The 22,711-nt window shown below is 60.5% G+C and carries 21 protein-coding genes; 10 read left to right on the top strand and 11 right to left on the bottom strand.

From position 1 onward, the window contains the following. Nucleotides 1-167 precede the first annotated feature (167 nt). The 4 genes from B6S08_RS17315 to cysG all read left to right on the top strand — a co-directional run bounded on the left by B6S08_RS17315 (nt 168) and on the right by cysG (nt 6,490). Nucleotides 168-1,967: an assimilatory sulfite reductase (NADPH) flavoprotein subunit gene (locus B6S08_RS17315; protein ID WP_094202066.1), complete on the top strand. Its 1,800-nt coding sequence runs from the start codon at nt 168-170 to the stop codon at nt 1,965-1,967. Continuing rightward, complete coding sequence (cysI, locus tag B6S08_RS17310; protein ID WP_211284263.1) at nt 1,957-3,660, top strand: assimilatory sulfite reductase (NADPH) hemoprotein subunit; 1,704 nt, start codon at nt 1,957-1,959, stop codon at nt 3,658-3,660. Before B6S08_RS17315 ends, cysI begins: the two co-directional genes overlap by 11 nt. Beyond that, entirely contained in the window at nt 3,650-4,417 is a 768-nt protein-coding gene (locus B6S08_RS17305) for a phosphoadenylyl-sulfate reductase (RefSeq protein ID WP_094202064.1), read from the top strand. The genes cysI and B6S08_RS17305 overlap by 11 nt, the downstream gene beginning before the upstream one ends. Before the next feature lie 678 nt (nt 4,418-5,095). Beyond that, on the top strand, nt 5,096-6,490 hold the full coding sequence (cysG, locus tag B6S08_RS17300) for a siroheme synthase CysG (RefSeq protein ID WP_094202063.1): 1,395 nt from the start codon (nt 5,096-5,098) through the stop codon (nt 6,488-6,490). Here cysG and B6S08_RS17295 read toward each other — a convergent pair. Both B6S08_RS17295 and ppa read right to left on the bottom strand, forming a co-directional pair. Continuing rightward, nucleotides 6,487-7,305: a TIGR03899 family protein gene (locus B6S08_RS17295; RefSeq protein ID WP_094202062.1), complete on the bottom strand. Its 819-nt coding sequence runs from the start codon at nt 7,303-7,305 to the stop codon at nt 6,487-6,489. The two genes, cysG and B6S08_RS17295, sit on opposite strands and share 4 nt — an antisense overlap. A gap of 300 nt (nt 7,306-7,605) precedes the next feature. Beyond that, complete coding sequence (ppa, locus tag B6S08_RS17290; RefSeq protein WP_094202061.1) at nt 7,606-8,136, bottom strand: inorganic diphosphatase; 531 nt, start codon at nt 8,134-8,136, stop codon at nt 7,606-7,608. Nucleotides 8,137-8,336: 200 nt separating this feature from the next. Here ppa and mpl point away from each other — a divergent pair, with 200 nt between their 5' ends. The 5 genes from mpl (at nt 8,337) to B6S08_RS17265 (ending at nt 13,152) form a co-directional block, all read left to right on the top strand. Next, complete coding sequence (gene mpl, locus B6S08_RS17285; protein ID WP_094202060.1) at nt 8,337-9,695, top strand: UDP-N-acetylmuramate:L-alanyl-gamma-D-glutamyl-meso-diaminopimelate ligase; 1,359 nt, start codon at nt 8,337-8,339, stop codon at nt 9,693-9,695. Further along, nucleotides 9,688-10,335 (top strand): flavin prenyltransferase UbiX, encoded by a 648-nt coding sequence (locus tag B6S08_RS17280; protein ID WP_094202059.1) that lies wholly within the window; start codon nt 9,688-9,690, stop codon nt 10,333-10,335. Before mpl ends, B6S08_RS17280 begins: the two co-directional genes overlap by 8 nt. 518 nt (nt 10,336-10,853) lie before the next feature. Beyond that, nucleotides 10,854-11,384 carry a hypoxanthine phosphoribosyltransferase gene (gene hpt, locus B6S08_RS17275; RefSeq protein WP_094202058.1) on the top strand — a complete coding sequence of 177 codons (531 nt, stop codon included), beginning with the start codon at nt 10,854-10,856 and terminating at the stop codon, nt 11,382-11,384. Nucleotides 11,385-11,461: 77 nt separating this feature from the next. Beyond that, nucleotides 11,462-12,382, top strand: a complete 921-nt coding sequence (locus B6S08_RS17270) for an ABC transporter ATP-binding protein (RefSeq protein ID WP_094202057.1) — start codon at nt 11,462-11,464, stop codon at nt 12,380-12,382. Next, the gene (locus B6S08_RS17265) at nt 12,379-13,152 is read left to right on the top strand and encodes an ABC transporter permease (protein ID WP_094202056.1); all 774 of its coding nucleotides are present in this window, start codon (nt 12,379-12,381) and stop codon (nt 13,150-13,152) included. The genes B6S08_RS17270 and B6S08_RS17265 overlap by 4 nt, the downstream gene beginning before the upstream one ends. 85 nt (nt 13,153-13,237) lie before the next feature. Here the strand turns inward: B6S08_RS17265 and panD are convergent, their stop codons facing one another. From panD to dksA, 7 genes are all read right to left on the bottom strand, one after another. Then, complete coding sequence (gene panD, locus B6S08_RS17260) at nt 13,238-13,624, bottom strand: aspartate 1-decarboxylase (protein ID WP_425435404.1); 387 nt, start codon at nt 13,622-13,624, stop codon at nt 13,238-13,240. Between the two features lie 121 nt (nt 13,625-13,745). After that, complete coding sequence (gene panC / locus B6S08_RS17255; protein ID WP_094202055.1) at nt 13,746-14,591, bottom strand: pantoate--beta-alanine ligase; 846 nt, start codon at nt 14,589-14,591, stop codon at nt 13,746-13,748. Between the two features lie 10 nt (nt 14,592-14,601). Further along, a complete protein-coding gene (gene panB / locus B6S08_RS17250) occupies nt 14,602-15,396 on the bottom strand; it encodes a 3-methyl-2-oxobutanoate hydroxymethyltransferase (RefSeq protein WP_094202054.1) in 795 nt (264 codons plus the stop codon). Between the two features lie 12 nt (nt 15,397-15,408). After that, nucleotides 15,409-15,897: a 2-amino-4-hydroxy-6-hydroxymethyldihydropteridine diphosphokinase gene (folK, locus tag B6S08_RS17245; protein ID WP_094202053.1), complete on the bottom strand. Its 489-nt coding sequence runs from the start codon at nt 15,895-15,897 to the stop codon at nt 15,409-15,411. Beyond that, nucleotides 15,894-17,231 carry a polynucleotide adenylyltransferase PcnB gene (gene pcnB, locus B6S08_RS17240; RefSeq protein ID WP_094202052.1) on the bottom strand — a complete coding sequence of 446 codons (1,338 nt, stop codon included), beginning with the start codon at nt 17,229-17,231 and terminating at the stop codon, nt 15,894-15,896. The genes folK and pcnB overlap by 4 nt, the downstream gene beginning before the upstream one ends. A 102-nt stretch (nt 17,232-17,333) precedes the next feature. Further along, nucleotides 17,334-18,257: a tRNA glutamyl-Q(34) synthetase GluQRS gene (gene gluQRS, locus B6S08_RS17235; protein ID WP_094202051.1), complete on the bottom strand. Its 924-nt coding sequence runs from the start codon at nt 18,255-18,257 to the stop codon at nt 17,334-17,336. A gap of 15 nt (nt 18,258-18,272) precedes the next feature. Beyond that, nucleotides 18,273-18,725 (bottom strand): RNA polymerase-binding protein DksA, encoded by a 453-nt coding sequence (gene dksA / locus B6S08_RS17230; RefSeq protein WP_094202050.1) that lies wholly within the window; start codon nt 18,723-18,725, stop codon nt 18,273-18,275. 282 nt (nt 18,726-19,007) lie between these two features. On the opposite strand from dksA, the gene sfsA reads away from it, so the two are divergent. Continuing rightward, a complete protein-coding gene (gene sfsA / locus B6S08_RS17225) occupies nt 19,008-19,718 on the top strand; it encodes a DNA/RNA nuclease SfsA (protein ID WP_094202049.1) in 711 nt (236 codons plus the stop codon). Nucleotides 19,719-19,778: 60 nt separating this feature from the next. Here sfsA and thpR read toward each other — a convergent pair whose 3' ends face one another. Next, the gene (gene thpR, locus B6S08_RS17220) at nt 19,779-20,297 is read right to left on the bottom strand and encodes an RNA 2',3'-cyclic phosphodiesterase (protein ID WP_094202048.1); all 519 of its coding nucleotides are present in this window, start codon (nt 20,295-20,297) and stop codon (nt 19,779-19,781) included. A 9-nt stretch (nt 20,298-20,306) separates the two neighbouring features. After that, nucleotides 20,307-22,541 carry a bifunctional diguanylate cyclase/phosphodiesterase gene (locus B6S08_RS17215; RefSeq protein ID WP_094202047.1) on the bottom strand — a complete coding sequence of 745 codons (2,235 nt, stop codon included), beginning with the start codon at nt 22,539-22,541 and terminating at the stop codon, nt 20,307-20,309. Nucleotides 22,542-22,711 lie beyond the last annotated feature (170 nt).

The following is a 22,711-nucleotide window of genomic DNA, read 5'->3' as shown; positions in this document are numbered from 1 at the left end:
CAGGCGTAAAGGGTAAGGAGTGAGGAGAACATACATACTCCTTACTCCTTACTCCTTACTCCCAAGTCATATTCTTTTAACGAATAAAAAATCACCCTTTATTCTTTATTGTTTTTCCTTGCCCTGACTTAAGCTATGTCCAATTCGAAAAAGGGGAAGGCAATGTCATGCTTTTAAAGGAACTCGCGGCGGCCGCCAGCCCGCTCAATGAACAACAGGTGCACAAGCTCACTCAGGTGGCGGCCGAGCTCAACGCCACCCAGCTGGCCTGGGTAAGCGGCTATCTCTATGGCATCAGCCAGCACGGCCAGGCCATTGCGGCCCAGCCCGCCGCCGCCGCGCAACCGGCAGGCAAGCTGACCATTCTTTACGCCTCACAAACCGGCAACGCCAAGGGTGTGGCTTCGGCCCTCAAGGCCCAGGCCGATGCCAGCGGCGTGGCCGCCGAGCTGTTCAATGTAGCCGACTACAAGATCAAGCAGCTCAAGAAGGAAACCCATGTACTGATCGTGGCCAGTACCAATGGTGAGGGTGAGGCACCCGATGACGCCATTGAATTTCACAAGCAGCTCAAGGCCGGCAAGGCTGGCAAGCTGGATGGACTGAGCTACGGCGTGATTGGCCTGGGGGATTCCTCCTATGAATTCTTCTGCCAGACCGGCAAGGATTTTGACGAATACCTGAGCAAGGCCGGCGCCAAGCCGCTGTTGGCTCGCCTCGACTGCGACGTGGACTATGAAGGCCCGGCCACCGACTGGGGTAACTCGGCCTTTGAGCTGCTGAAAGATGCACTGTCTGCCGAGGCCGCCAATCAGGTGATTCCGGGCGCGCCTGCCACTCAAGGGGTGGCAAGCCTGTACAGCAAGAAGAATCCCTATGCCGCCGAGCTGTCCACCAACCAGAAAATCACCGGCCGGGATTCCGACCGGGATGTGCGTCATATCGAAATTTCCCTGGAAGAATCCGGCCTGACCTATCAGCCCGGCGACGCGCTGGGCGTGTGGTTCACCAATGACGAAGCCCAGGTGGACGCCCTGCTGCGGCTGGTGGAACTGTCCGGCGACACCGAGGTTAAGGTGGACGACAAGAGCCTGTCCCTGCGCGAGGCGTTGATCAACCACTATGAGCTGACCCAGGGTTACGCCAGCTTTGTGCAGGCCTACGCCGAGCTGTCCGGCAGCGATGCTCTCAAGGCGCTGCTGGACGACAAGACCGCCCTGCGCGAGTACTGCGCCAACCATCAGATTCGGGACATCGTGTCCGCGCAACCGGTGGCGCTTACCGCCGAGCAGCTGCAGGGCGCTTTGCGCCGGCTGACGCCGCGACTGTACTCCATCGCCTCTTCCCAGGCGGAAGTGGATGAGGAAGTGCACCTGACCGTGGGCGTGGTGCGTTTCGATCACGACGGTGAAGACCGTGCCGGCGGTGCCTCTTCCTATCTGGCCGATCGCCTGGAAGAAGGTGGCCGAGTGCGGGTGTTCGTGGAGCACAACGACAACTTCCGCCTGCCCGCCGACGACAACACCCCGGTGATCATGGTGGGACCGGGCACCGGCATCGCGCCCTTCCGCGCCTTTATGCAGGAGCGGGACGCCCGCGACGCCGAGGGCAAGAACTGGCTGTTCTTTGGCAACCCCCACTTCACCCAGGACTTTCTGTACCAGATCGAGTGGCAGCGTTACGTCAAATCCGGCCTGCTGGACCGCATTTCCCTGGCGTTCAGCCGGGATCAGGCCGACAAGGTGTACGTGCAGCACAAGTTGAAGGAAGAAGGCGCCGAGGTGTACGCCTGGCTGGAGCAGGGCGCCCACTTCTACGTGTGCGGTGACGCCAACCGCATGGCCAAAGACGTGCACGAAGCCCTGATCGAGCTGGTGGCCCAGCACGGCGGCAAGAGCCGCGAGCAGGCCGAAGAATATGTGGATGCGCTGCGCAGCGCCAAGCGTTACCAAAGGGATGTCTATTAAGATGAGCGAGCAAAAACTGTCCGACAACGAACGCCTCAAGCGCGAGAGCAATTTCCTGCGCGGCACCATAGAGCAGGATCTGCAGGATCCGCTGACCGGTGGTTTTAACGGCGACAACTTCCAGCTGATCCGTTTTCACGGCATGTATCAGCAGGACGATCGGGACATTCGCAACGAGCGGACCGCCCAAAAGCTGGAGCCCCTGCACAACGTGATGCTGCGCGCCCGTCTGCCCGGCGGCATCATCACTCCCGAGCAGTGGCTGGTGATCGACAAGTTTGCCGCCGACCACACCATGTACGGCAGCATTCGCCTGACCACCCGTCAGACCTTCCAGTTTCACGGCGTGCTCAAGCGTGACATCAAGCTGATGCACCAGACCCTGAACAAGACCGGTATCGACTCCATCGCCACCGCCGGCGACGTGAACCGTAACGTACTGTGTACCAGCAACCCGATCGAATCCGAGCTGCACCAGGAAGCCTACGAGTGGGCCAAGAAGATCTCCGAGCACCTGCTGCCCAAGACTCGCGCCTATGCCGAGATCTGGCTGGACGGCGAGCGCCTGGAAACCACCGACGAAGAGCCGATTCTGGGCTCCACCTACCTGCCGCGCAAGTTCAAGACCACGGTCGTGATCCCGCCGCAAAACGACGTGGACGTGCACGCCAACGATCTGAACTTTGTGGCCATTGCCGACAACGGCAAGCTGGTGGGCTTTAACGTACTGGTGGGCGGTGGCCTGGCCATGACCCACGGCGACACCAACACCTATCCGCGCAAGGCCAGCGACTTCGGTTTCATTCCGTTGTCCCACACCCTGGAAGTGGCCGCCGCCGTGGTCACTACCCAGCGCGACTGGGGCAACCGCTCCGAGCGCAAGAACGCCAAGACCAAGTACACCCTGGAGCGGGTGGGAGTGGATGCGTTCAAGGCCGAAGTGGAAAAGCGGGCCGGCATTCAGTTTGAAGCCAGCCGTCCCTACGAATTCACCGGCCGCGGCGATCGCCTGGGGTGGGTGGAAGGCGTCGATGGCAAGCACCACCTGGCCCTGTTCATCGAGAACGGCCGCATTCTGGACTTCCCGGGCAAGCCGCTGAAAACCGGCATGGTCGAGATCGCCAAGGTGCACCAGGGTGACTTCCGCCTGACCGCCAACCAGAACCTGATCATCGCCGGTGTGCCCACCGAGCAGAAGGCCACCATCGAGGCCCTGGCCCGTCAGTATGGCCTGCTGGACGACAGCGTGTCCGAGCAACGCCAGAACTCCATGGCCTGTGTGGCGCTGCCCACCTGTCCGTTGGCGATGGCGGAAGCCGAGCGCTTCCTGCCCGAGTTCGTCACCGAGATTGAAGGCGTGCTGGCCAAGCACGGCGTGAACGATGACAGCATCATCTTTCGGGTCACCGGTTGCCCCAACGGTTGTGGCCGCGCCATGCTGGCGGAGATCGGCCTGGTGGGCAAGGCACCCGGGCGCTACAACCTGCACCTGGGCGGCAATCGGGAAGGCACCCGCATTCCGCGTATGTACAAGGAAAACATTACCGATCGCCAGATCCTGGAAGAGATCGACGGCCTGGTGGGCCGTTGGGCCGCCGAGCGCGAGCCGGGCGAAGGCTTTGGCGACTTCGTCATCCGCGCCGGCATCATAGCGCCGGTGGTCGATTCAGCGAGGGATTTCTATGCAGTCTAGTGTGTTGCCCGCTCTTGACGAGCTGACCGGCCTGTCCCGACAGGAGCAGGTCGAGGCCCTGGCGCCACTCAACAAAGAGCTGGCCGCCATGAGCGCCCCCGAGCGGGTGCGCTGGGCCCTGGACAATCTGCCGGGAGAGCCTGTGCTCTCCTCCAGTTTCGGCATTCAGGCGGCGGTGATGCTGCACCTGGTGACTCAGGCCAAGGCCGAGATTCCAGTGATCCTCACCGATACCGGCTATCTGTTTCCCGAGACCTACCGTTTTATCGACGAGCTTACCGAGCGTCTCAAGCTCAACCTGAAGGTATACCGGGCGGCGGAATCTGCCGCCTGGCAGGAAGCCCGCCACGGCAAGTTGTGGGAGCAGGGCGTGGAAGGCATCAGCCGCTACAACCACCTTAACAAGGTGGAGCCGATGCAGCGGGCACTGCGCGAGCTGAACGCCACTACCTGGTTCTCCGGTCTGCGCCGTAGCCAGTCCGATACCCGTGAGGGGCTGCAGGTGCTGGGCGTGCAGAACGGCCTGTTCAAGTTCCTGCCGATCATCGACTGGAGCAACAAGGACGTGCACTACTACCTGAAGGACCATGACCTGCCTTATCACCCGCTGTGGGAACAAGGTTATGTGTCGGTGGGCGATGTGCATACCACCACCAGGTGGGAGCCGGGCATGAGCGAAGCGGATACCCGCTTCAACGGCCTCAAGCGCGAATGCGGCCTGCACGAAGTGCCCGAGTCCGACGGTAGTGGTATCTAATTTAAAAAAGGGCCGGCATTTGCCGGCCCTTTTGCTTTGCGCTGTTTGTCAGTCCAGGCAAGGTCGTCGGACAAAGCGCACTGCTTCTCCGGCACGCTGTAAATACCTCCATGTAAGCTCCGTCTCGCCATCCCTGGCGCGAAGGGCCGGCGAAGCAGACACCCTTTGCCCTCCTTGTTAACTGCCGAGTTGCCTCTCGTTTCCACACTTCTCGTGGGAATGTATATCTTTTCTGTAAATAGAAAGGTTCCTTCCAATCCTGATATTCGCGCAAGCGTTCAAAGAGTTGTTATAGGCGAAGTCGATGCCGAAGAGGGAGAGCAAAGGTGTCTGCTTCACGACCGATCAAATGCCATGGCCGAAAAGTTGCTCCTGCATTTTCGGCATTCCCGCCATCCCTGGCGGTCAGATACATTTGCCGAGCGTTCATGGGGCGAGCTTGCTCGCCGTGACGAAGTAAAAATGCCTGACCGAACATTGAGTATGTTCGCAGCAGGTATTTTTAGTGAGTGGCCTTCACCGAAGCGTGTCGTGAAGTAGTGCCTTTGTTCGACCTCTGTACAGCTCTGAAGACACCACTAATGCGTTAAAGGCATAAAAAATCATTTTTTATTATTATGTGGCTATATGACCCGGGGTTTATAGTTAGGCTGTCTATCGTTATTCGCGGAGCCGGCCATGGAACACCTGCCTCTTTTTATCAGCATTGAACAACGTCCCTGCCTGGTGGTGGGCGGCGGTGCCGTGGCCGCCCGCAAGGCCCGCTTGCTGCTGTCCCGGGGCGCCAGGCTGACCGTGGTGGCTCCGAAGCTCTGCCTCGAACTGGAACAACAGCTGTCCGAGTTCGAGTGGCTTCAGGCTTCCTTTGATGAGGTTCATCTCGACGGCCGCTTTCTGGTGGTTACCGCCACCGACAGTGCGGAAGTCAACGCCCGGGTCTACCAGCTTGCCAACCAGCGCGGCCTGCTGGTGAACAAGGCCGACGACAGCAAGCGCTCGGCGGTGATCTTTCCGTCCGTGGTGGAACGCTTTCCGCTGCAGGTGGCACTCAGCACCGGCGGCAAGGCGCCCTGGCTGGCTCGCTTGTTGCGGGCCCGGCTCGACGCCCTGCTGCCGTCCCACTGGGGCGCGTTGGCGGAGGTGGCCGGCCGCCTTCGCCAGCGGGTGAAAAACACCCTGGGCAACAGCGACGAGCGCCGCCGGTTCTGGGCCCGCACTCAGGACGACAGCACCCTCAATGCCTTTCTCAAGCACGGCAACCTGGCCGCCGCCGAGAAGTGGCTGCAGCAGGAAGTGCAACAGCCCTCAAGCGGTGAGGTGATCCTGGTGGGGGCGGGGCCGGGGGATCCGGATCTGCTGACGATCAAGGCTCTGAACGAGCTGCAAAAGGCCGATGTGGTGCTTTACGATCAACTGGTGTCCGACGAGATCATGGCGCTGATCCGTCCCGAGGCGGAGCGGATCCCCGTGGGCAAGAAGGCGGGCAACCACAGCGTGCCGCAGGATCAAATAAACCAGTTGTTGGTGGATCATGCGCTGGCAGGCAAGCGGGTAGTGCGGCTCAAGGGCGGCGATCCCTTTATGTTTGGCCGGGGCGCGGAAGAGCTGGAGACCCTGGTGGCCGCGGGTATTCGTTACCAGGTGGTGCCGGGCATTACCGCCGCCGCCGGCGCCACCGCCTATGCGGGCATTCCTCTTACTCATCGGGATCATGCCCAGAGCGCGGTATTCATTACCGGCCACTGCAAGAAGAACGGTGAAGAGCCGGACTGGGCCAGCCTGGCCTGCGGCCGCCAGACCCTGGTTATCTACATGGGACTGATGCGCTCGGGGCATATTCAGCAGCAACTGCTGGCCCACGGCCTGGACGCCGGCACCCCGGTGGCGCTGATCGAACGGGGAACCACGCGGCAACAGAAGGTGGTGCGGGGCGAGCTGAGTGGACTGAGCGAACTCGCCACTCGGGTTGAAAGCCCGGCGCTGATGGTGATCGGTTCGGTGGCCTCACTGGCGGACAGCCTGGCCTGGTTCAACACCGGAGTTCCAGACGTTTCCCTTGAACGCGCCGGTTAAGCCTCTCCGCCCGCCTGTTCCAGCTGGCCCAGCGGGGCCAGCAGCTCCATCAGATCCGTGACGTACTCCTTGGGCGTCACTTCCGTCATCAACCCGGCGAGCTCATTGCCGGTGGCGGTAAAGCGGTGATACAGCAGCCGCACCCCCCGGCGCCGAGGGCTCAGTTGCAGCCGTCTACCCGCCAGCACCAGGGTCAGCGGAGTGCTGGCTACCAACTCCCCCGACTCCAGTTCGGTCTGGTGCAACAAGCCCAGCTCAAACAACTGCATCAGCCCGGCGTAGGGCAGGCGATACTTGCCCGGATTGAGCTTTTGCTGACGTAGCCCCTGCCACAGCCCCTTTTGCCGGAAGCCGGTGATCAGCCGAAGGTTGTCGTCGCCGAAATGGCAACCCAGGGCGCCGGCCCGTTGCAGCAGCAGGGCATCCTTCTGAGTCATGCGCCGCAGGCAGGTCAGCGACTGCACCGAGCAGCGTCCGGGCCGGCCGATTTCCCGGGCCAGAATACGCGCCCAGAACTGCTGCATGGCAGGGTGACGGATGTTTTCGGCCAGATCCAGAAAATGGCTCAGCCAGTCCGGATCCGGCTCGCCAGCCACCTCGGTGCCGCACAGCTCATGGGCCTGACCGATGATGGTTTCCAGGTTTTTCTGGCGTGCGGCCTCGTCCAGCTGCCGGCGAACTTGGTAACGATCCCCCAGGCTATTGGCAGGATCTCCGTGCAGCTGTCCGGCCAGGCCACGCTGCTCGGCGAGTTCACGCAGCAGGTGTTTGCTGTTTTTGATCTTTGAATCCTGACTGGGTGGTTTGGCGTTCATGAACGTCGATTCAGCTTGTTAATTTTGTTTTCATCATGTTAACATTCGACTGCAATTTCGAAAGGAGCACCGAATGCAAAAAGACAAGTCCAGGATGACTTGGTTGCTTCTGTTCATCGGCTATGTCTCAAGCCTCGGGATCCTCGCCGTCATGATATAGGGCAACCGGTCAAACTGCATACAGCATAAGGCCCATTAGGGGCTTTGTCATCAAGGGGTTATCCCGGACCGGCTGACCGCCACACCAACAAAAAAAGAGCACCGAAGTGCTCTTTTTTTGTGTTTACAAGGAATGAACTATCACGCCTTGTTGTAGCGCTCGGCGGAAGCCAGGATTTCGGCTTCGGCGGCGGCCTTGTCTTCCCAGCCTTCTACCTTCACCCACTTGCCCGCTTCCAGCTCTTTATAGCGCTCAAAGAAGTGCTTGATCTGGGCCTTGAGCAGCTCGGGCACGTCGTTGATGTCCTGAATGTGATCGTATTCCTTGGTCAGCTTGCTGTGGGGAACGGCGATCACCTTGGCGTCTTCACCGGACTCGTCGGTCATCTTCAGCACACCCACCGGACGGCAGCGGATCACGGCACCGGGTACCAGCGGGTGCGGAGTGGGCACCAGCACGTCTACCGGGTCGCCGTCCAGGGACAGGGTCTGGTTCACGTAGCCGTAGTTGCAGGGGTAGAACATGGGAGTGGACATGAAACGATCCACGAACACGGCGCCGGTGTCCTTGTCCACTTCATACTTGATGGGATCGGCGTTCTGAGGAATTTCGATAACCACATAGATATCTTCGGGCAGGCTCTTACCGGCCGGTACCAGGTTCAGGCTCATGACGTTTCCTTGTAGATAGTCAGTAACGGAATTGTGAAAAGAGTGTACCACCGTGGCTGCATTGCATCTGTTATACAAATGGCTGACGGCGATGCGTGGCCTGCATTATAACCGGGCTGTCGCGTGAATCGCCAGAGCAGTGCCCAAAGTGCCGCCGGGTTGCTAGAATGCCTCCACTTTCACTACGCCGAAGGCAGCCTATGCACATTCATATTCTCGGTATCTGTGGCACCTTTATGGGTGGTCTGGCGGTGCTGGCCCGTCAGCTTGGCTACCAGGTGACCGGCAGCGATGCCAATGTCTACCCGCCCATGAGCACCCAGCTTGAGCAGCAGGGCATCGCGCTGATCGAAGGCTATGATCCAGCCCAGCTGGATTCTATGCCGGATCTGGTGGTGATCGGCAACGCCATGAGCCGGGGAAACCCCTGTGTGGAGGCCGTGCTCAACCGGCGCATTCCTTATACCTCCGGGCCTCAGTGGTTGCTGGAGCATGTGTTGCAGGACCGCTGGGTACTGGCGGTGGCCGGTACCCACGGCAAGACCACCACCTCCGGCATGCTGGCCCATGTGCTGCAGGACTGCGGCCTGCATCCCGGCTTTCTGATCGGTGGCGTGCCCGGCAACTTTGACGTGTCTGCCCGCCTCGGCGAGTCGCCGTTTTTCGTGATCGAGGCGGACGAGTACGACAGTGCCTTTTTCGACAAGCGATCCAAGTTTGTGCACTACCGGCCCAGCACCCTGATCCTCAACAACCTCGAGTTTGATCATGCGGATATTTTTCCGGATCTGGCGGCGATCCAGCGGCAGTTCCATCATTTGCTGCGCATGGTGCCCGGCCATGGCCGGATCCTGATGCCCACTCACACTCACGCGCTGGAACAGGTAAAGGACTTGGGCTGCTGGAGCGAGCTGGAATACGTGGGCGACGACGGCCTGTGGCGCGCCGAGCTGCAGGCCGCCGACGGCAGCCGCTTTGCGGTCTGGCTCGACAATGAGCGGGTGGGCGAGGTGAACTGGTCCTGTATGGGGCTGCATAACGTCAACAACGGACTGATGGCCCTGGCCGCCGCTCGCCACGCCGGGGTGCCGGTGGCGGACGGCATCGCCGCCCTGTGCGGTTTTGTGCCGCCCAGGCGGCGCATGGAGCAAAAGGGCGAGGTAGCCGGCATTCGCGTGTGGGACGACTTTGCCCATCATCCCACCGCCATCGCCACCACCCTGGCCGGCCTCAAGGCCCGCAGTGCAGGCCGCCGCGTGCTGGCGGTGCTGGAGCCGCGATCCAATACCATGAAAATGGGTATACACCAGCGGGAGCTGGCCGATTCACTGCAACAGGCCGATGCCACCTACCTGTTTCAGCCGCCGGGCTTGGAATGGGATCTGCAGGCCGTGGCCGGGAGTTGCCCGCAAGGCCGAGTGTTTGACGACCTCAATGCGCTGATTGACGCCCTGGTGCGCGACGCCGAGGCCGGTGACGAAATTCTCATCATGAGCAACGGCGGCTTTGGCGGCATTCACGGCAAGCTGCTGGCGGGGCTGGAGGTGGCCCATGGCTGAGTATGCCCGTGATCAGCAGATCACCCTGGCCCTGAGCGGCGCCTCCGGTGCGCCTTATGCGCTGGCGTTGCTGCAGTGTCTGGTAAAAGCCGGCATGCAGGTGCACCTGCTGGTGTCCGGTGCCGCGCGAGTGGTGCTGGCCACCGAGCAGGGCGAACAGTGGCCGGGCAAACCGGAGCTGCTGGCCGAGTATTTGTGTGAGCGTTACGGCGCCGAGCCTGGCCAAATTCGGGCCTATGGCAAGGAAGAATGGTTCTCGCCGGTGGCCTCGGGCTCGGGGGCGCCCCGACGCATGGTGATCTGCCCCTGCTCCATGGGCACGGTGGCGTCCATTGCCAGCGGCGCCTCCGACAATCTGATCGAGCGGGCCGCCGACGTGGTGATCAAGGAAAAGGGGCAGTTGATCCTGGTGCCCCGGGAGTCGCCACTGTCCGAGATCCACCTGGAAAACCTGCTCAAACTGGCGCGCATGGGGGTGACGATAATGCCGGCGGCGCCGGGCTTTTATCACCAGCCGAAAACCATCGACGATCTGGTCGATTTTATGGTGGCGCGGATCCTGGATCACCTGGGTGTGGATCAGGATCTGGTCAGCCGCTGGGGGTATGGCGCGAACCCAGGCTCGAAGCCGGAAGCTTGAAGTAAAAACAAGTTGTCTGTGGGTACAGTGCACTTCGTGGGACAAAGCGCACTGCTTCTTCGGCACGCCGTGATGACATGCCACTCAATGTTTCAACCCGCTGCGAACATACTGAATGTTCGGTCGGGCTGAAACATTTCGTTACGGCGAGCAGGCTCGCCCCATGGGGGCTCCACTGCGCATCTGACCGCCAGGGATGGCGGGAATGCCGAACATGCAGGAGCAATTTTCGGCCATGGCGCAGTGGGCCTTTGCCCTCCTCAGAATGTACTGACCTGACTGCATGCAGGCGATGCCGAGGTAACTCGAAGCAGCAGTGGGGATTGCCGAAGCCGACCATAAAATGCCATGGATGGCATTTTCGAGCGTTACAGGGAAGTACTTGAAGCGTGTCGGCGGAGTGCAACCGCACTGATGCTTCGCGTTGCGTATCCGCGTTTGTGCACAGGTTTGGGAATTCCGCTAAAATACCGCTTTAATCACAGCCGGGTGGCTCGCACCCGAACGGAGCAGAAACAATGAAACACCGAGTGGATGTGCTGATCGGCACCGAAGAGGTCAATGCCAGAACCAGGACCCTGGGCGAACAGATTAACACCCACTATCAGGGCGTCGACGAAGTGGTCATGGTGGGCCTGCTGCGGGGCTCCTGCGTCTTTCTGGCCGATCTGTGCCGTCAGCTCACCGTGCCGGTGCGGCTCGACTTCATGACCGCCTCCAGCTACGGCAACAGCATGGACAGCAACCGGGACGTGCGCATCCTCAAGGATCTGGACGACGAGATCCATGGCAAGCACGTGCTAATCGTGGAAGACATCATCGACACCGGTTACACCCTGAGCAAGGTAAGGGAAATATTGTCTCTGCGCAATCCGGCCTCACTTACCATCTGCACCCTGCTCGACAAGCCCGAGCGGCGTGAGGTACAGGTGCCGGTCGACTGGGTGGGCTTTACCATTCCCGACGAATTCGTGGTAGGTTACGGCATCGACTACGCCCAGCTGTACCGCAACCTGCCCTATATCGGCAAGGTTGTGCCGCTGGAGTAACGCCTCGCTTTTTACATCATCCATTCCTTCATATGCCTGGTCCTTGCCCAGGCATATGTTTTTCATTGGGAGTACACATGACCAAAGCACTGGAGATCGCCGGGCTGCGCAAGACCTATGCCGGCGGCGTGGAGGCGCTCAAGGGCATTGATCTCGGCGTGGAAGCAGGGGACTTCTATGCCCTGCTCGGCCCCAACGGCGCCGGTAAGTCCACCACCATCGGCATCATCTCTTCCCTGGTCAACAAGAGCGGCGGCACCGTGCGGGTGTTTGGCCACGACATCGACACCGAGCTGGAACTGGCCAAGTCCTGCATTGGCCTTGTGCCCCAGGAGTTCAATTTCAACCAGTTTGAAAAGGTGCGCCAGATTGTGGTTAACCAGGCCGGGTTGTACGGCGTGGATCGCAAGGAAGCCCTGGTCCGGGCCGAACGTTACCTCAAGCAGCTGGATCTGTGGGAAAAGCGGGATTTGCCGGCGCGCACCCTGTCCGGCGGCATGAAGCGCCGGCTGATGATCGCACGGGCCTTGATGCACCAGCCCAAACTGCTGATCCTCGATGAGCCCACCGCCGGGGTGGACATCGAAATACGCCGGGCCATGTGGGACTTTCTCAAGGAAATCAACGCTCAGGGCATCACCATCATCCTTACCACCCACTACCTGGAAGAGGCCGAGATGCTGTGCCGTCACATCGGCATTATCGACAAGGGCCGGCTGGTGGAAAACACCACCATGAAGGGGCTGCTGGGCAAGCTCAATGTGGAAACCTTTATTCTCGATCTGGCCGCCGATTGCCGCGAGCCCTTCCTGTCGGGCTTTAACTGGCAGATGGTGGACGACCACACCCTGGAAGTGGAAGTGAAAAAGGAGCAGGGCCTTAACGGCGTGTTTGACCAGCTCAACGAGCAGGGTATTCGCGTGCTGAGCATGCGCAACAAGGCCAACCGGCTGGAAGAATTGTTCGTGACACTGGTGGAACAGGGGAGAAAAGCATGAGTGCCAGACAGTATTACATCGCCTTTAACAGCATTCTGCATCGTGAAATCGTGCGTTTTACCCGCATCTGGGTGCAGACCCTGGTGCCGCCGGCCATTACCATGACCCTGTATTTCGTGATTTTCGGCAACCTGATCGGCAGCCGCATTGGTGAGATGGGCGGCTACTCCTACATGGCCTTTATCGTGCCCGGGCTCATCATGATGTCGGTGATCACCAATTCCTATTCCAACGTGGCCTCGTCGTTTTTCAGCAGCAAGTTTCAGCGTAACGTGGAAGAGCTGCTGGTGGCGCCGGTGCCCACCTATGTGATCATTGCCGGTTACGTCGGTGGCGGCGTGGTACGGGGCCTGCTGGTGGGGCTGATCGTCAGCCTGGTGTCGCTGTTCTTCGTGGATCTGCAGGTCAGCCACCTGTTCAGCGTGGTGGTCACCGTGTTCCTCACCGCCGTGTTGTTTTCCCTGGCCGGGCTGCTTAACGCCATTTTTGCCCGCACCTTTGACGATATCAGCATTATTCCCACCTTTGTGCTGACGCCGCTGACTTATCTGGGGGGCGTGTTCTACTCCATCGAGCTGCTGCCCGGCTTCTGGCAGGGGGTGTCCCATGCCAATCCGGTGCTCTATATGGTCAACGCCTTTCGCTACGGCTTTCTGGGCATCACCGACGTGCCCCTGACCGTGGCCTACGGCATTATTCTGGCCTTTATCGCCGCCTTCTACGCCGCCGCCTGGTACCTGATCCACACCGGTCGGGGATTGCGGCACTAAACGGCCGCGAGACCGGAGAGCAACCATCAAGCAAAAAGGCAGCCAGTTGGCTGCCTTTTTTGTTTACCGCGGTGAAAACCGGTTATCAGGCCAGTTGCAGCGGAATGTTCTTGCTGGTGCGCACGATATTGTTGTCGGCGTCCAGGTAAACCAGGTTCGGGTCGTAGGATTCGATCTGCTGCTCGCTCATGGGCGCATAGGCGCAGATGATGATGCGATCGCCCACGGCGGCCTTGCGGGCGGCGGCGCCGTTCAGGGAGATCATCTTTGAGCCCCGTTCGCCGGAAATGGCGTAGGTGTGAAAACGCTCGCCGTTCTCGATATTGTAAATGTCGATCTGCTCATATTCGCGAATGTTGACCGCATCCAGCAGATCCTGATCGATGGCGCAGGAGCCTTCGTAGTTGAGCTCGGCGTGGGTCACCCGGGCCTGGTGCAGTTTTCCCCTGAGCATGATGCGTTGCATATCCATGTTCACTTGTCTCCGTTGTTACCGCCTTGGAGGCGTAAAGGGCGGGATCACCGGGCCGATGCGACCGGGGCTGCATCATTTGCGCCCCGTCCGGCTATCCTGCCAAAAAACGATGATGGTTCTACAGCGCCACCACCTGGTTGTCGATCAGTCTGGCCTTGCCCAGAAAGGCGGCCATCAAAATTACCACGGCCCGGCTGTGCTCGGTCAGCTCGGTCAGGGTGTCGGCATCCACCATGTCGATGCCGTCGGTACGAAAACCGGCATTATCGAGCCGGGTGCGGCCATCGGCGGCCAGCCGTTCGAGATCACGCTCGCCGGCGGCCAGACGTTCGGCCAGCCAGTTCATGGTGGCGGCCAGCTCCGGCGCCTGTGCCCGCTCGGCCTCGGTCAGGTAGCCGTTGCGGGAGCTCAGCGCCAGGCCGTCGTCGGCACGCACCGTGGGCACGCCGATGATCTCCACCGGCAGGTTCAGATCCGCGGTCATTTTACGGATCAGTGCCAGTTGCTGGTAGTCCTTTTCCCCAAAGCAGGCCAGGTCGGGCTGCACCAGGTTGAACAGCTTGCACACCACAGTGCTGACGCCGTCAAAGTGGCCCGGGCGCAGGGCGCCTTCCAGCACCTCGGATACCCCGGGTACGCTGACCTTGGTTTGCTGCTGCTGACCGTGGGGATACATCAGCGCGGGAGTAGGGGTAAACACCAGCTCCGCCAGATCGCCGAGGCGCTCGCAGTCCTGCTCCAGGGTGCGCGGATAGGCGTCCAGATCGGCGGCCCGGTCAAACTGCAGGGGGTTGACGAAAATGCTCACCACCACCCTATCGGCCTGCTGCCGGGCCCGGCGTACCAGCTCCAGATGGCCGTTATGCAGGTTGCCCATGGTGGGCACAAAGCCGATGCGCAGTCCGGCGCGGCGCCATTCGGTGACGGTGGCGCGCAGCTGTTCAATGGTACTGACCAGTTGCATGGAAGTTCTCTCAGTTGAAGCTGTGCTCGGGGCCGGGAAAGCGGCCTGCGGCCACCTCGGCCACATAGGTCTCGATAGCGGCCTTCACATTGCCGCCGTCGGCAAGAAAGTTCTTGGTGAATTTGGGCACATAGCCGGTGGTCAGGCCGAGGGCATCCTGCATCACCAGCACCTGGCCATCGGTATCGGCGCCGGCGCCAATGCCGATGACCGGTATGGACAGCATGCGGCTGATGTCGGCAGCGAGCCGGCTGGGAACGCACTCCAGCACCAGCAGCTGTATGCCGGCGGCTTCCAGCGCTTTGGCATGATGCTTGATCTGTTCGGCCTGTTCGGCCTCGCGCCCCTGCAGCTTGAAGCCGCCAAACACGTGTACCGACTGGGGAGTAAGCCCCAGGTGGCCGCACACCGGCACGCCCTGGCGGGTCAGCTGCTGCACGGTGTCAGCCAGCCAGTCGCCGCCTTCCAGTTTCACCATATGGGCGCCTGCCCGCATCAGGGTGGCGGCATTGGCACAGGCCTGCTCGGGCGTGCTATAGCTCATAAACGGCATATCGGCGACAATAAACGCCTTTTCACAGCCGTTGGCCACACTTTTGGTATGGTAGGCCATGTTGTCCACGGTCACGCCCAGCGTGCTGCTTTCGCCCTGCAGCACCATGCCGAGGGAGTCGCCAATCAGAATGGCGTGCACGCCGGCCTGTTCAAACAGGGCGGCAAAGGTGGCGTCGTAGGCGGTGATCATGGCGATCTTTTCCCCGGCCTGCTTCATGGCCTGCAGCCGGGCGGTGGTGATTTTGCTCATTATGGTTTCCTGTTACTGCTCGGGCAGAGGGGTCATGCCATTAAGGGGGCATTGTTGCAGCAGGGAGGAGAGGCTGGTGCCGCAGGGCAGGGTCAGGCTGGGAGCCAGATCTGCCAGCGGGTAGAGTACGAATTCCCGTTGCTTCATGCCGTAGTGGGGCACGGTCAGGCGCTCGTCGTCGAGTTGCTGCTCACCATAGAGCAGCAGATCGAGATCGAGCGCCCGAGGGCCCCAGCGTTCATCCTTGCGCACCCGACCTTCCCGCTGCTCGATGGCCTGCAGGGCATCGAGCAGGGCATGGGGCGCCAGTTGGGTGTCAAATACCGAGACGCCGTTAATGTAGTCGGGCTGATCCGCAGGCCCCATCGGCTTGCTGCTGTACAGCGGCGAGTGGCGCAGGCTGCCGGGCTCGGCCAGTGCCAGCAGGGCCTGCTGGGCGGCACGAATACGTCTCAGGGGCGCATTCAGATTGGCGCCCAGGGCCACATACACCGTGGTCACGACTCTTTTCTCCGGCGCGGCCGGCGGCGGGGGCGCTTGCGCTTGCGACCGCCGCCGTCCTTGCCCTCGTCATTGCGGCTTTGTGGCTGACGCTCGGCCGAATGACGCTCCGCCGGGTGGCGCTCCACCGGGTTGGCCTGCTGGAACTCGGTCCACCATTCGGCCAGCTCCTTGAGGCGCGGATCCAGCTCGGCCCGCAGCAGCAGAAAGTCGTAGCCGGCGCGGAATTTCGGGTGCTCCAGCAGGCGGAAGGGGCGCTTGCCAGCGCGCTTGGTGAGCCTGTCCTGCAGTTGCCAGATATCGCGCACCACGGTGCTGAAGCGCCGTGGTATGGCCACGCTTTTCACCTGGCGGCCAATCACGTCGTCGGCGGCCAGCATAAAGGCATCGTGATAGCCCAGCCCGCCCTCGTTGACGAATTCCTGAGTGCGGGTTTCCACCGGGCCCCACAGCAGGGCGGCGTAGAGGAAGGCGGGGGTGACCCGTTGATCCTGGGCGATGCGCTCGTCGGTATTGGCCAGGGCCAGCTCGATAAAGCGGCCATAACGGTTGTTGCCTCGCCCCATGACCTCGGCGGCTTCCGGAAACAGCGGCGCGAACAGGCCGTAGTGCTGCAGTTGGCGATAGGTTTCCACGCCCTGGCCGGCCAGCAGCAGCTTGAGGGTCTCCTCAAACAGCCGGGCCGGGGGAATATCGGTCAGCAGCGGCGCCAGCTCCTTGATCGGGGCTTCGGTGCGCGGACTGATGGACAGTCCCAGCTTGGCGGAGAAACGTACCGCTCGCAGCATGCGCACCGGATCTTCCCGGTAGCGGGTTTGGGGATCGCCAATCAGCTCCAGGCGGCGGGCTTCCAGATCGGCCAGGCCGCCGGCAAAGCCGTGCACGGTGAAGTCGGCAATGTTGTAGTAAAGGGCGTTGACGGTAAAGTCGCGACGTTCGGCGTCTTCCTCTATGGTGCCGTAGACGTTGTCGCGCAGCAGCATGCCTTCCTTGGAACGGGCGGAGATGTGCTTGCTGGTGTTGACGCTGTGATGATGGCCGCGAAAGGTGGCCACCTCGATCACGTCGCGGCCAAACAACACATGGGCCAGGCGAAAGCGACGCCCCACCAGCCGGCAGTTGCTGAACAGCCCCTTGACCTGCTCGGGCGTGGCATTGGTGGCCACGTCGAAGTCTTTGGGCTGGCGTCCCAGCAGCAGGTCGCGCACGCCACCGCCCACCAGGTAGGCGTCAAAGCCTGCCTTGTTCAGGCGATAGAGTACCTTGAGGGCGTTCTCACTGATTTGTCGGCGCGAAATACCGTGCTGGTCGCGCGTCAGTACCACGGGTTGCAAGGGCAACGCCTCCTGTTGTCGGGTCAGCAGCTTTTTACAAAAGCCGGCAATCTGGGAAAAAATGGGACACCTCGCGGGGCTCGGGGTTGAAAAATCGGCGCACTATGATAGCGCAGGGCGCTGAAAATGCGAACTGTCGGTGCAATTCAGCTCAATCTGTGGCCCTTTGGGCACCTTCTCCAGGCGCCAGTTGCGCACCGCCCAGGCCAGCAGCTCGGTCGCGCCGGCACCGAATAGATCCGTTGGTGGCTGCTGTCCCAGAAAGGTCAGCGCCTGCCACAGGGCATGCCCCGGGGCCCGAGTGTCGAGGGCCGGCGCATGGTTCTGCTTTGACAGTTTGTGGCCGCCGTGCACCGCCAGCGGCAGGTGCAGCCAGCCCGGTTCGGGAGCGTGCAGCAGCCGGTAGAGGGCAATCTGGCGTACCGTGGGTTCCAGCAGGTCGGCGCCGCGCACTACCTGTGTGACACCCGCGTCCATGTCATCGATCACCACCGCCAGGTTGTAGGCATAGAGGCCGTCGCGCCGGCGCACGATAAAGTCCTCTTCCGAAAGCCGCTCGTCCACCGACACGGCGCCCTGCAGGCCATCCTCAAAGCCATAGACCGGTGTGGTCATTTTCAGCCGCACGGCGGCATTTTTCGCCGGCAAGCCGAGCTCGCGGCAGTGGCCGGTATAGAGGCCACCGGCGGCGGCAATCTGTTTGCGGGTGCAGTGGCAGTGATAAATCAGGCCGCGGCTGGCCCAGTCGTCCAGTATCTGCTGATAGCGGCCGTGGCGCCGGCTCTGATAGACCAGCTCGCCGTCCCAGTGCAGGCCAAAGGCATCCAGGGTGCGCAATATGTCGTCGGCGGCACCGGGCACTTCCCGGGGCGGATCCAGATCCTCCATGCGCACCAGCCATCGCCCCGCCAGGCTGCGTGCCTGCAGGTAACTGCCGAGGGCGGCGACAAGGGAGCCGAAATGAAGGGGACCGCTGGGGGAGGGAGCAAAGCGCCCTGTGTAGCGGTCGGGCGCTGTGGTGTTCATGGCGTAACGGACCGGTCAGTAACCGGCCATCTGCTTTTCCTTGATCTCGGCCAGTGTCTTGCAGTCGATGCACAGATCGGCGGTGGGGCGGGCTTCCAGCCGGCGAATGCCGATTTCCACACCACAGTGCTCGCAAAAACCGAAATCGTCGTCGTCGATTTTCTGCAGGGTTTTTTCGATCTTCTTGATCAGTTTACGCTCCCGATCCCGGGCACGCAGCTCAAGGGCAAACTCTTCTTCCTGGGCGGCCCGGTCAACCGGATCGGGGAAGTTGGCGGCCTCGTCCTTCATGTGGCCCACGGTGCGATCCACTTCTTCGCGCAATTGATTGCGCCAGGCGCCCAGAATCTTGCGGAAGTGCGTTTTTTGCGCTTCGTTCATGTATTCTTCGTCGGGCTTGGCCTGGTAGGGCTCAACACCGGCAATAGCCAGAATACCGAGAGATTTTTTGGTTTCGACTGCTGGCATTCCGTATCTCCTAAAAAGCAAATATTGCGCCAACCTAACTTGAGAAGCGGCTATCTATAGCAGAAAGCATATTGGCAACGCAATTTTACCGTGCTGTTTCTGCGAAAGTGGTCTTCGAACGGCCATGGCCGGTGTTCGCAAACCACGATAACCACCCAAAGAGGTGGCATCTCTTTTGGTGAGCACTCCAGATGGGGGCGGGCCTTTCACTTTTCAAGGCTGGAGGCCCTGACCCTGCTACGGTTACCATTTCACGTCATTTCAACAACTATAGGTATTATTTTGCATTTTGCCTCTACCCTGGCTCAGGGACGGCTGATTCGGCGTTATAAACGCTTTCTGGCCGACATTATTGTCGATGATAACGAGTTGACTCTGCACTGCCCCAACACCGGTCGTATGACCGGCTGCGCCGAACCCGGCTGGCGCGTGTATTACTCCACCTCCGACAATCCCAAACGCAAATATGCCCACACCTGGGAGCTGTGCCGGGACGACGCCGGGGACTTGATTTGCGTCAACACCGCCCGGGCCAACCAGCTGGTGGCCGAGGCGTTGAGCGAACAGCGTATAGCTGCCCTGGCCGGCTATGAGCGTGTGCGCGCCGAGGTGCGTTACGGTGCCGAGAACAGTCGCATCGACTTTATGCTGAGCGGCCCCAACCTGCCCGACTGCTATGTGGAGGTGAAAAGCGTGACCCTGCATGAAGGGCAGGGTAATGGCTTTTTTCCCGATACCCAGAGCGTGCGGGCGCAAAAGCATGTGCGCGAACTGATGGAGTGTGCCCAGGCCGGCCACCGGGCCGTGATGCTGTTTTGCGTGCTGCACACCGGCATTGAGCGGGTCAGCCCCGCCGAGCACCTGGACTCAAAATATGCTGCGCTGGTGCGTGAGGCCGTGGCCGCCGGCGTGGAATGCCTGGCCTGGAAGGCGGCGATTTCTCCGGACGGCATGACGTTGATTGAGCCGCTGCCGGTTGAGCTTGGCTGTTAGGCCGTGCAATGCCGTCGGGCAAGGGACTCTGCTTTGCAGTGTGGTGCTCCCGGCAACACTTTACTCTGCAAGCGGCCAGCGCTGCAGGCAGTGGTACTCGGGCCCCTGGTCGGTCAGGGTGGAACGGTACAGACACAGGGACTGGGGCCGGTAATGCACCGGCTGTATAACGGGCAGGGTGTCGGTTTTGCAATGGCGAAACAGGGTGATGTGGGGGCGGTAGGCCTTGTGGGGTTTGCCCACCCCCAAGGCTCGGCATTTGAGCTCCACGGTGTCGGCCAGCTGCATCAGCGCGGGTGGCGGGGCACTCGGTCCCAGCCAGACCACGCCGGCCCGGGGAAAGCAGCCCAGCCGGTCCAGGTCCAGTTCAAAGCCCGGCAGGGGCAGTCTGTCCAGTTGCTGCTGCAGGGAAGCCTGTTGTTCCGGGCTGCACTGGCCAAGAAAGTGCAGGGTCAGGTGCAGTTGATGGAGCGGAATGCGTCGGCCGGGCAGAGCCAGCCGGTGCTGCAGCCGGGTCAGGGGCGGCGCCAGTTCATCGGCGGGAAAGGCCAGGAACAGCCGGTTGTCATTACTTGCCATGAAATGCTCTCAGGTTCGCCCGCCGGCAGCGGTCAGGTTGCATGTTTCAGTATCGGTAGCGGTGTTGTTCCTCGCCAGACTGGCATGGCCGTGGTAGTGCAGCGCCTGCTCCGTCGCCAGCGGCCTGGCAAACAGAAAGCCCTGGCCATAGTCGCAGCCGATGGTCCTCAGAAACCGCATTTGCTGTTCGGTTTCAATTCCTTCGGCCACCACTTTCAGATCCAGCTTGTGCACCATGGCGGTAATGGCCTCCACCATTTGCCGGTCTATCGGGCTGCTTTCCAAATCCCTGACAAAGGAGCGGTCAATTTTCAGGGAATTGACGGGAAACTGGCGCAGTTGTGACAACGACGAGTAGCCGGTACCAAAATCATCAATGGAAATGCGAATGCCCAGACGTTTAAGGTGCTCAATCAGCACCAGGGCGAGATCAACATTTTCCATCAACATGGACTCGGTAATTTCCAGCTCCAGCAGCTCGGGCGGTATTTGCAGGCGGATCAGCAGGGCTTCTACCCTGTCTGCAAAGTCCGCTTCGCGCAACTGGCAGACGCTCAGATTCACCGCCACCGGCCTGACCTTGTGGCCCGAGTGCATCTGCCGGCGCACAAACTTGCAGGCGGCTTCAATCACCCAGTAACCGATGGGCACGATCAGGCCCGTCTGCTCTGCCGTGTCAATAAAGCTGCCCGGCGCCTGCATGCCCCGCTGTGGGTGGTTCCAGCGCAGCAGGGCCTCGAACTTTTCGGTGCGACCATGTTCCAGAGCGATGATGGGCTGAAACATCAGCGCAAATTCCTGCCGGCAAACGGCCTGGCGTAATTCTTCCTCAAGGTGTATCGCGTGAAGGGCCTGCTCCTGCATTTTGGGGTTGTAAAAGGAAAACTGGTTCTTCCCCGCGCGTTTGGAGTCATACATGGCGAGATCGGCGTTGCGCATCAATTCACCACTGCTGGTGCCGTCTTCCGGCGCCAGGGTAATGCCAATACTGGCGCCGACCACGGCTTCATGTTGGGCAAGCTTAATGGGCTTGCTGATACTGGCGATGATTTTTTCGGCCATCATGCGAGCGTTGTCGGCCCTTTTTATGTTCATCAACACCACCGCAAATTCATCCCCACCCAGGCGGCCGACTAGATCACTTTTTCTGACCGCGGCCCGAAGGCGCAGGGCCACCTCGATCAGTAACCGATCGCCATCGTCATGGCCGGTGGAGTCATTGATGCGTTTGAAGTCATCCAGATCCAGATACATCAGGGCCAGGCTTTCGCCCTCGCGTTGGCAATGAAGGATTGTGCGCTCCAGTTGTTCTGTGAAAAAGCGTCGGTTGGCAAGGCCAGTGAGATCATCATTAAAGGCCAGGTGTTCCAGCTGGACGGTTTGCTGTTTGACCAGAAGTCGTAACCGTTCCGGCTCTCGCAGAATACGGCGCATGAGCAGAGCAAACAGGGTTGCGATTAACAGGCTGAAGATAATGCCCAGTACCACCGGCAGCGTGAAGCTGGCGGGGCGGCTCATGGTGATGGTCCATTCTCCATTGGGCACTCGAATGGTTTTGGCGACTTGCTGTTTATCCAGTCCGCTGGTGGAGCGGGCAAAGATATCCACCTTGCCAGTATCGGGGTGCAAACGTGACAGTTCATAGGCATAGCCTTTTTGCTGCAATTGATCCAACTCGGTAAAGGCAAGCAAATCGTCCAGGTAAATCAGGGCCGTGGCAAAGCCCCAGAAATAGGGATCGCCGTTTTGTTCCAGAAAGACAGGGTTACGGCCCACCATGCCCATGCGCCCTTGTACCAGCATAAAGGGACCGGCCAGGGTCAGCTTTTTACTTTCAATGGCCTGGATGGCTTCCTTTCTGCGCACGTCATGTCGTAACAGGTTATGGCCAATGCCCTTTTCATTGCCTGCCAGCGGGTAGATTCTTTCGGTAATCCCGTTTGGGGCTAATTGCAGGTTGGATACACCGCCCAGAGTTTGTATGACTTCTTCGGCAAACTTGTCGAAATCCCTGAACTGACCGTTACTGCGCCGCACTTCCTGGGCAAGGATGTAAGTGGACGACAGGGAACGGGTCAAGCGGCGTTCAATGGCGGCGGCTTGAACACCGACCACTTCTTCCATCAGCAGCCGCAGTTCCTTTCGGTCGGCCATAATGCTTAGGTGAGTGTAATAAACCCCTGCCGCAAAGATGCACACAAAGGCCATCAGGATATACAAGCTGCTGAGCCTGAATGTAGGCATTGATGTCTCTTACCTGGCTCGCCAGGAGCGTTTGAATGTAGTGGTTTCGCGGTACCAGGCACGACCACTCAACAATGCCTAACGTTAGCGTAATAAACCGTCCAGGGTTACCTGTAAACCACTATACACAATCTTCGGTGCGCGTTCCGTTTGAGAACCTGCCGAACCGG

It is taken from the genome of Oceanimonas doudoroffii, from assembly GCF_002242685.1.
In the GTDB taxonomy this organism is placed as follows: Bacteria; Pseudomonadota; Gammaproteobacteria; order Enterobacterales; family Aeromonadaceae; genus Oceanimonas; species Oceanimonas doudoroffii.
The sequence above is the reverse complement of the archived record's forward strand: the minus strand, read 5'-3'. Positions and strand labels throughout refer to the sequence as shown.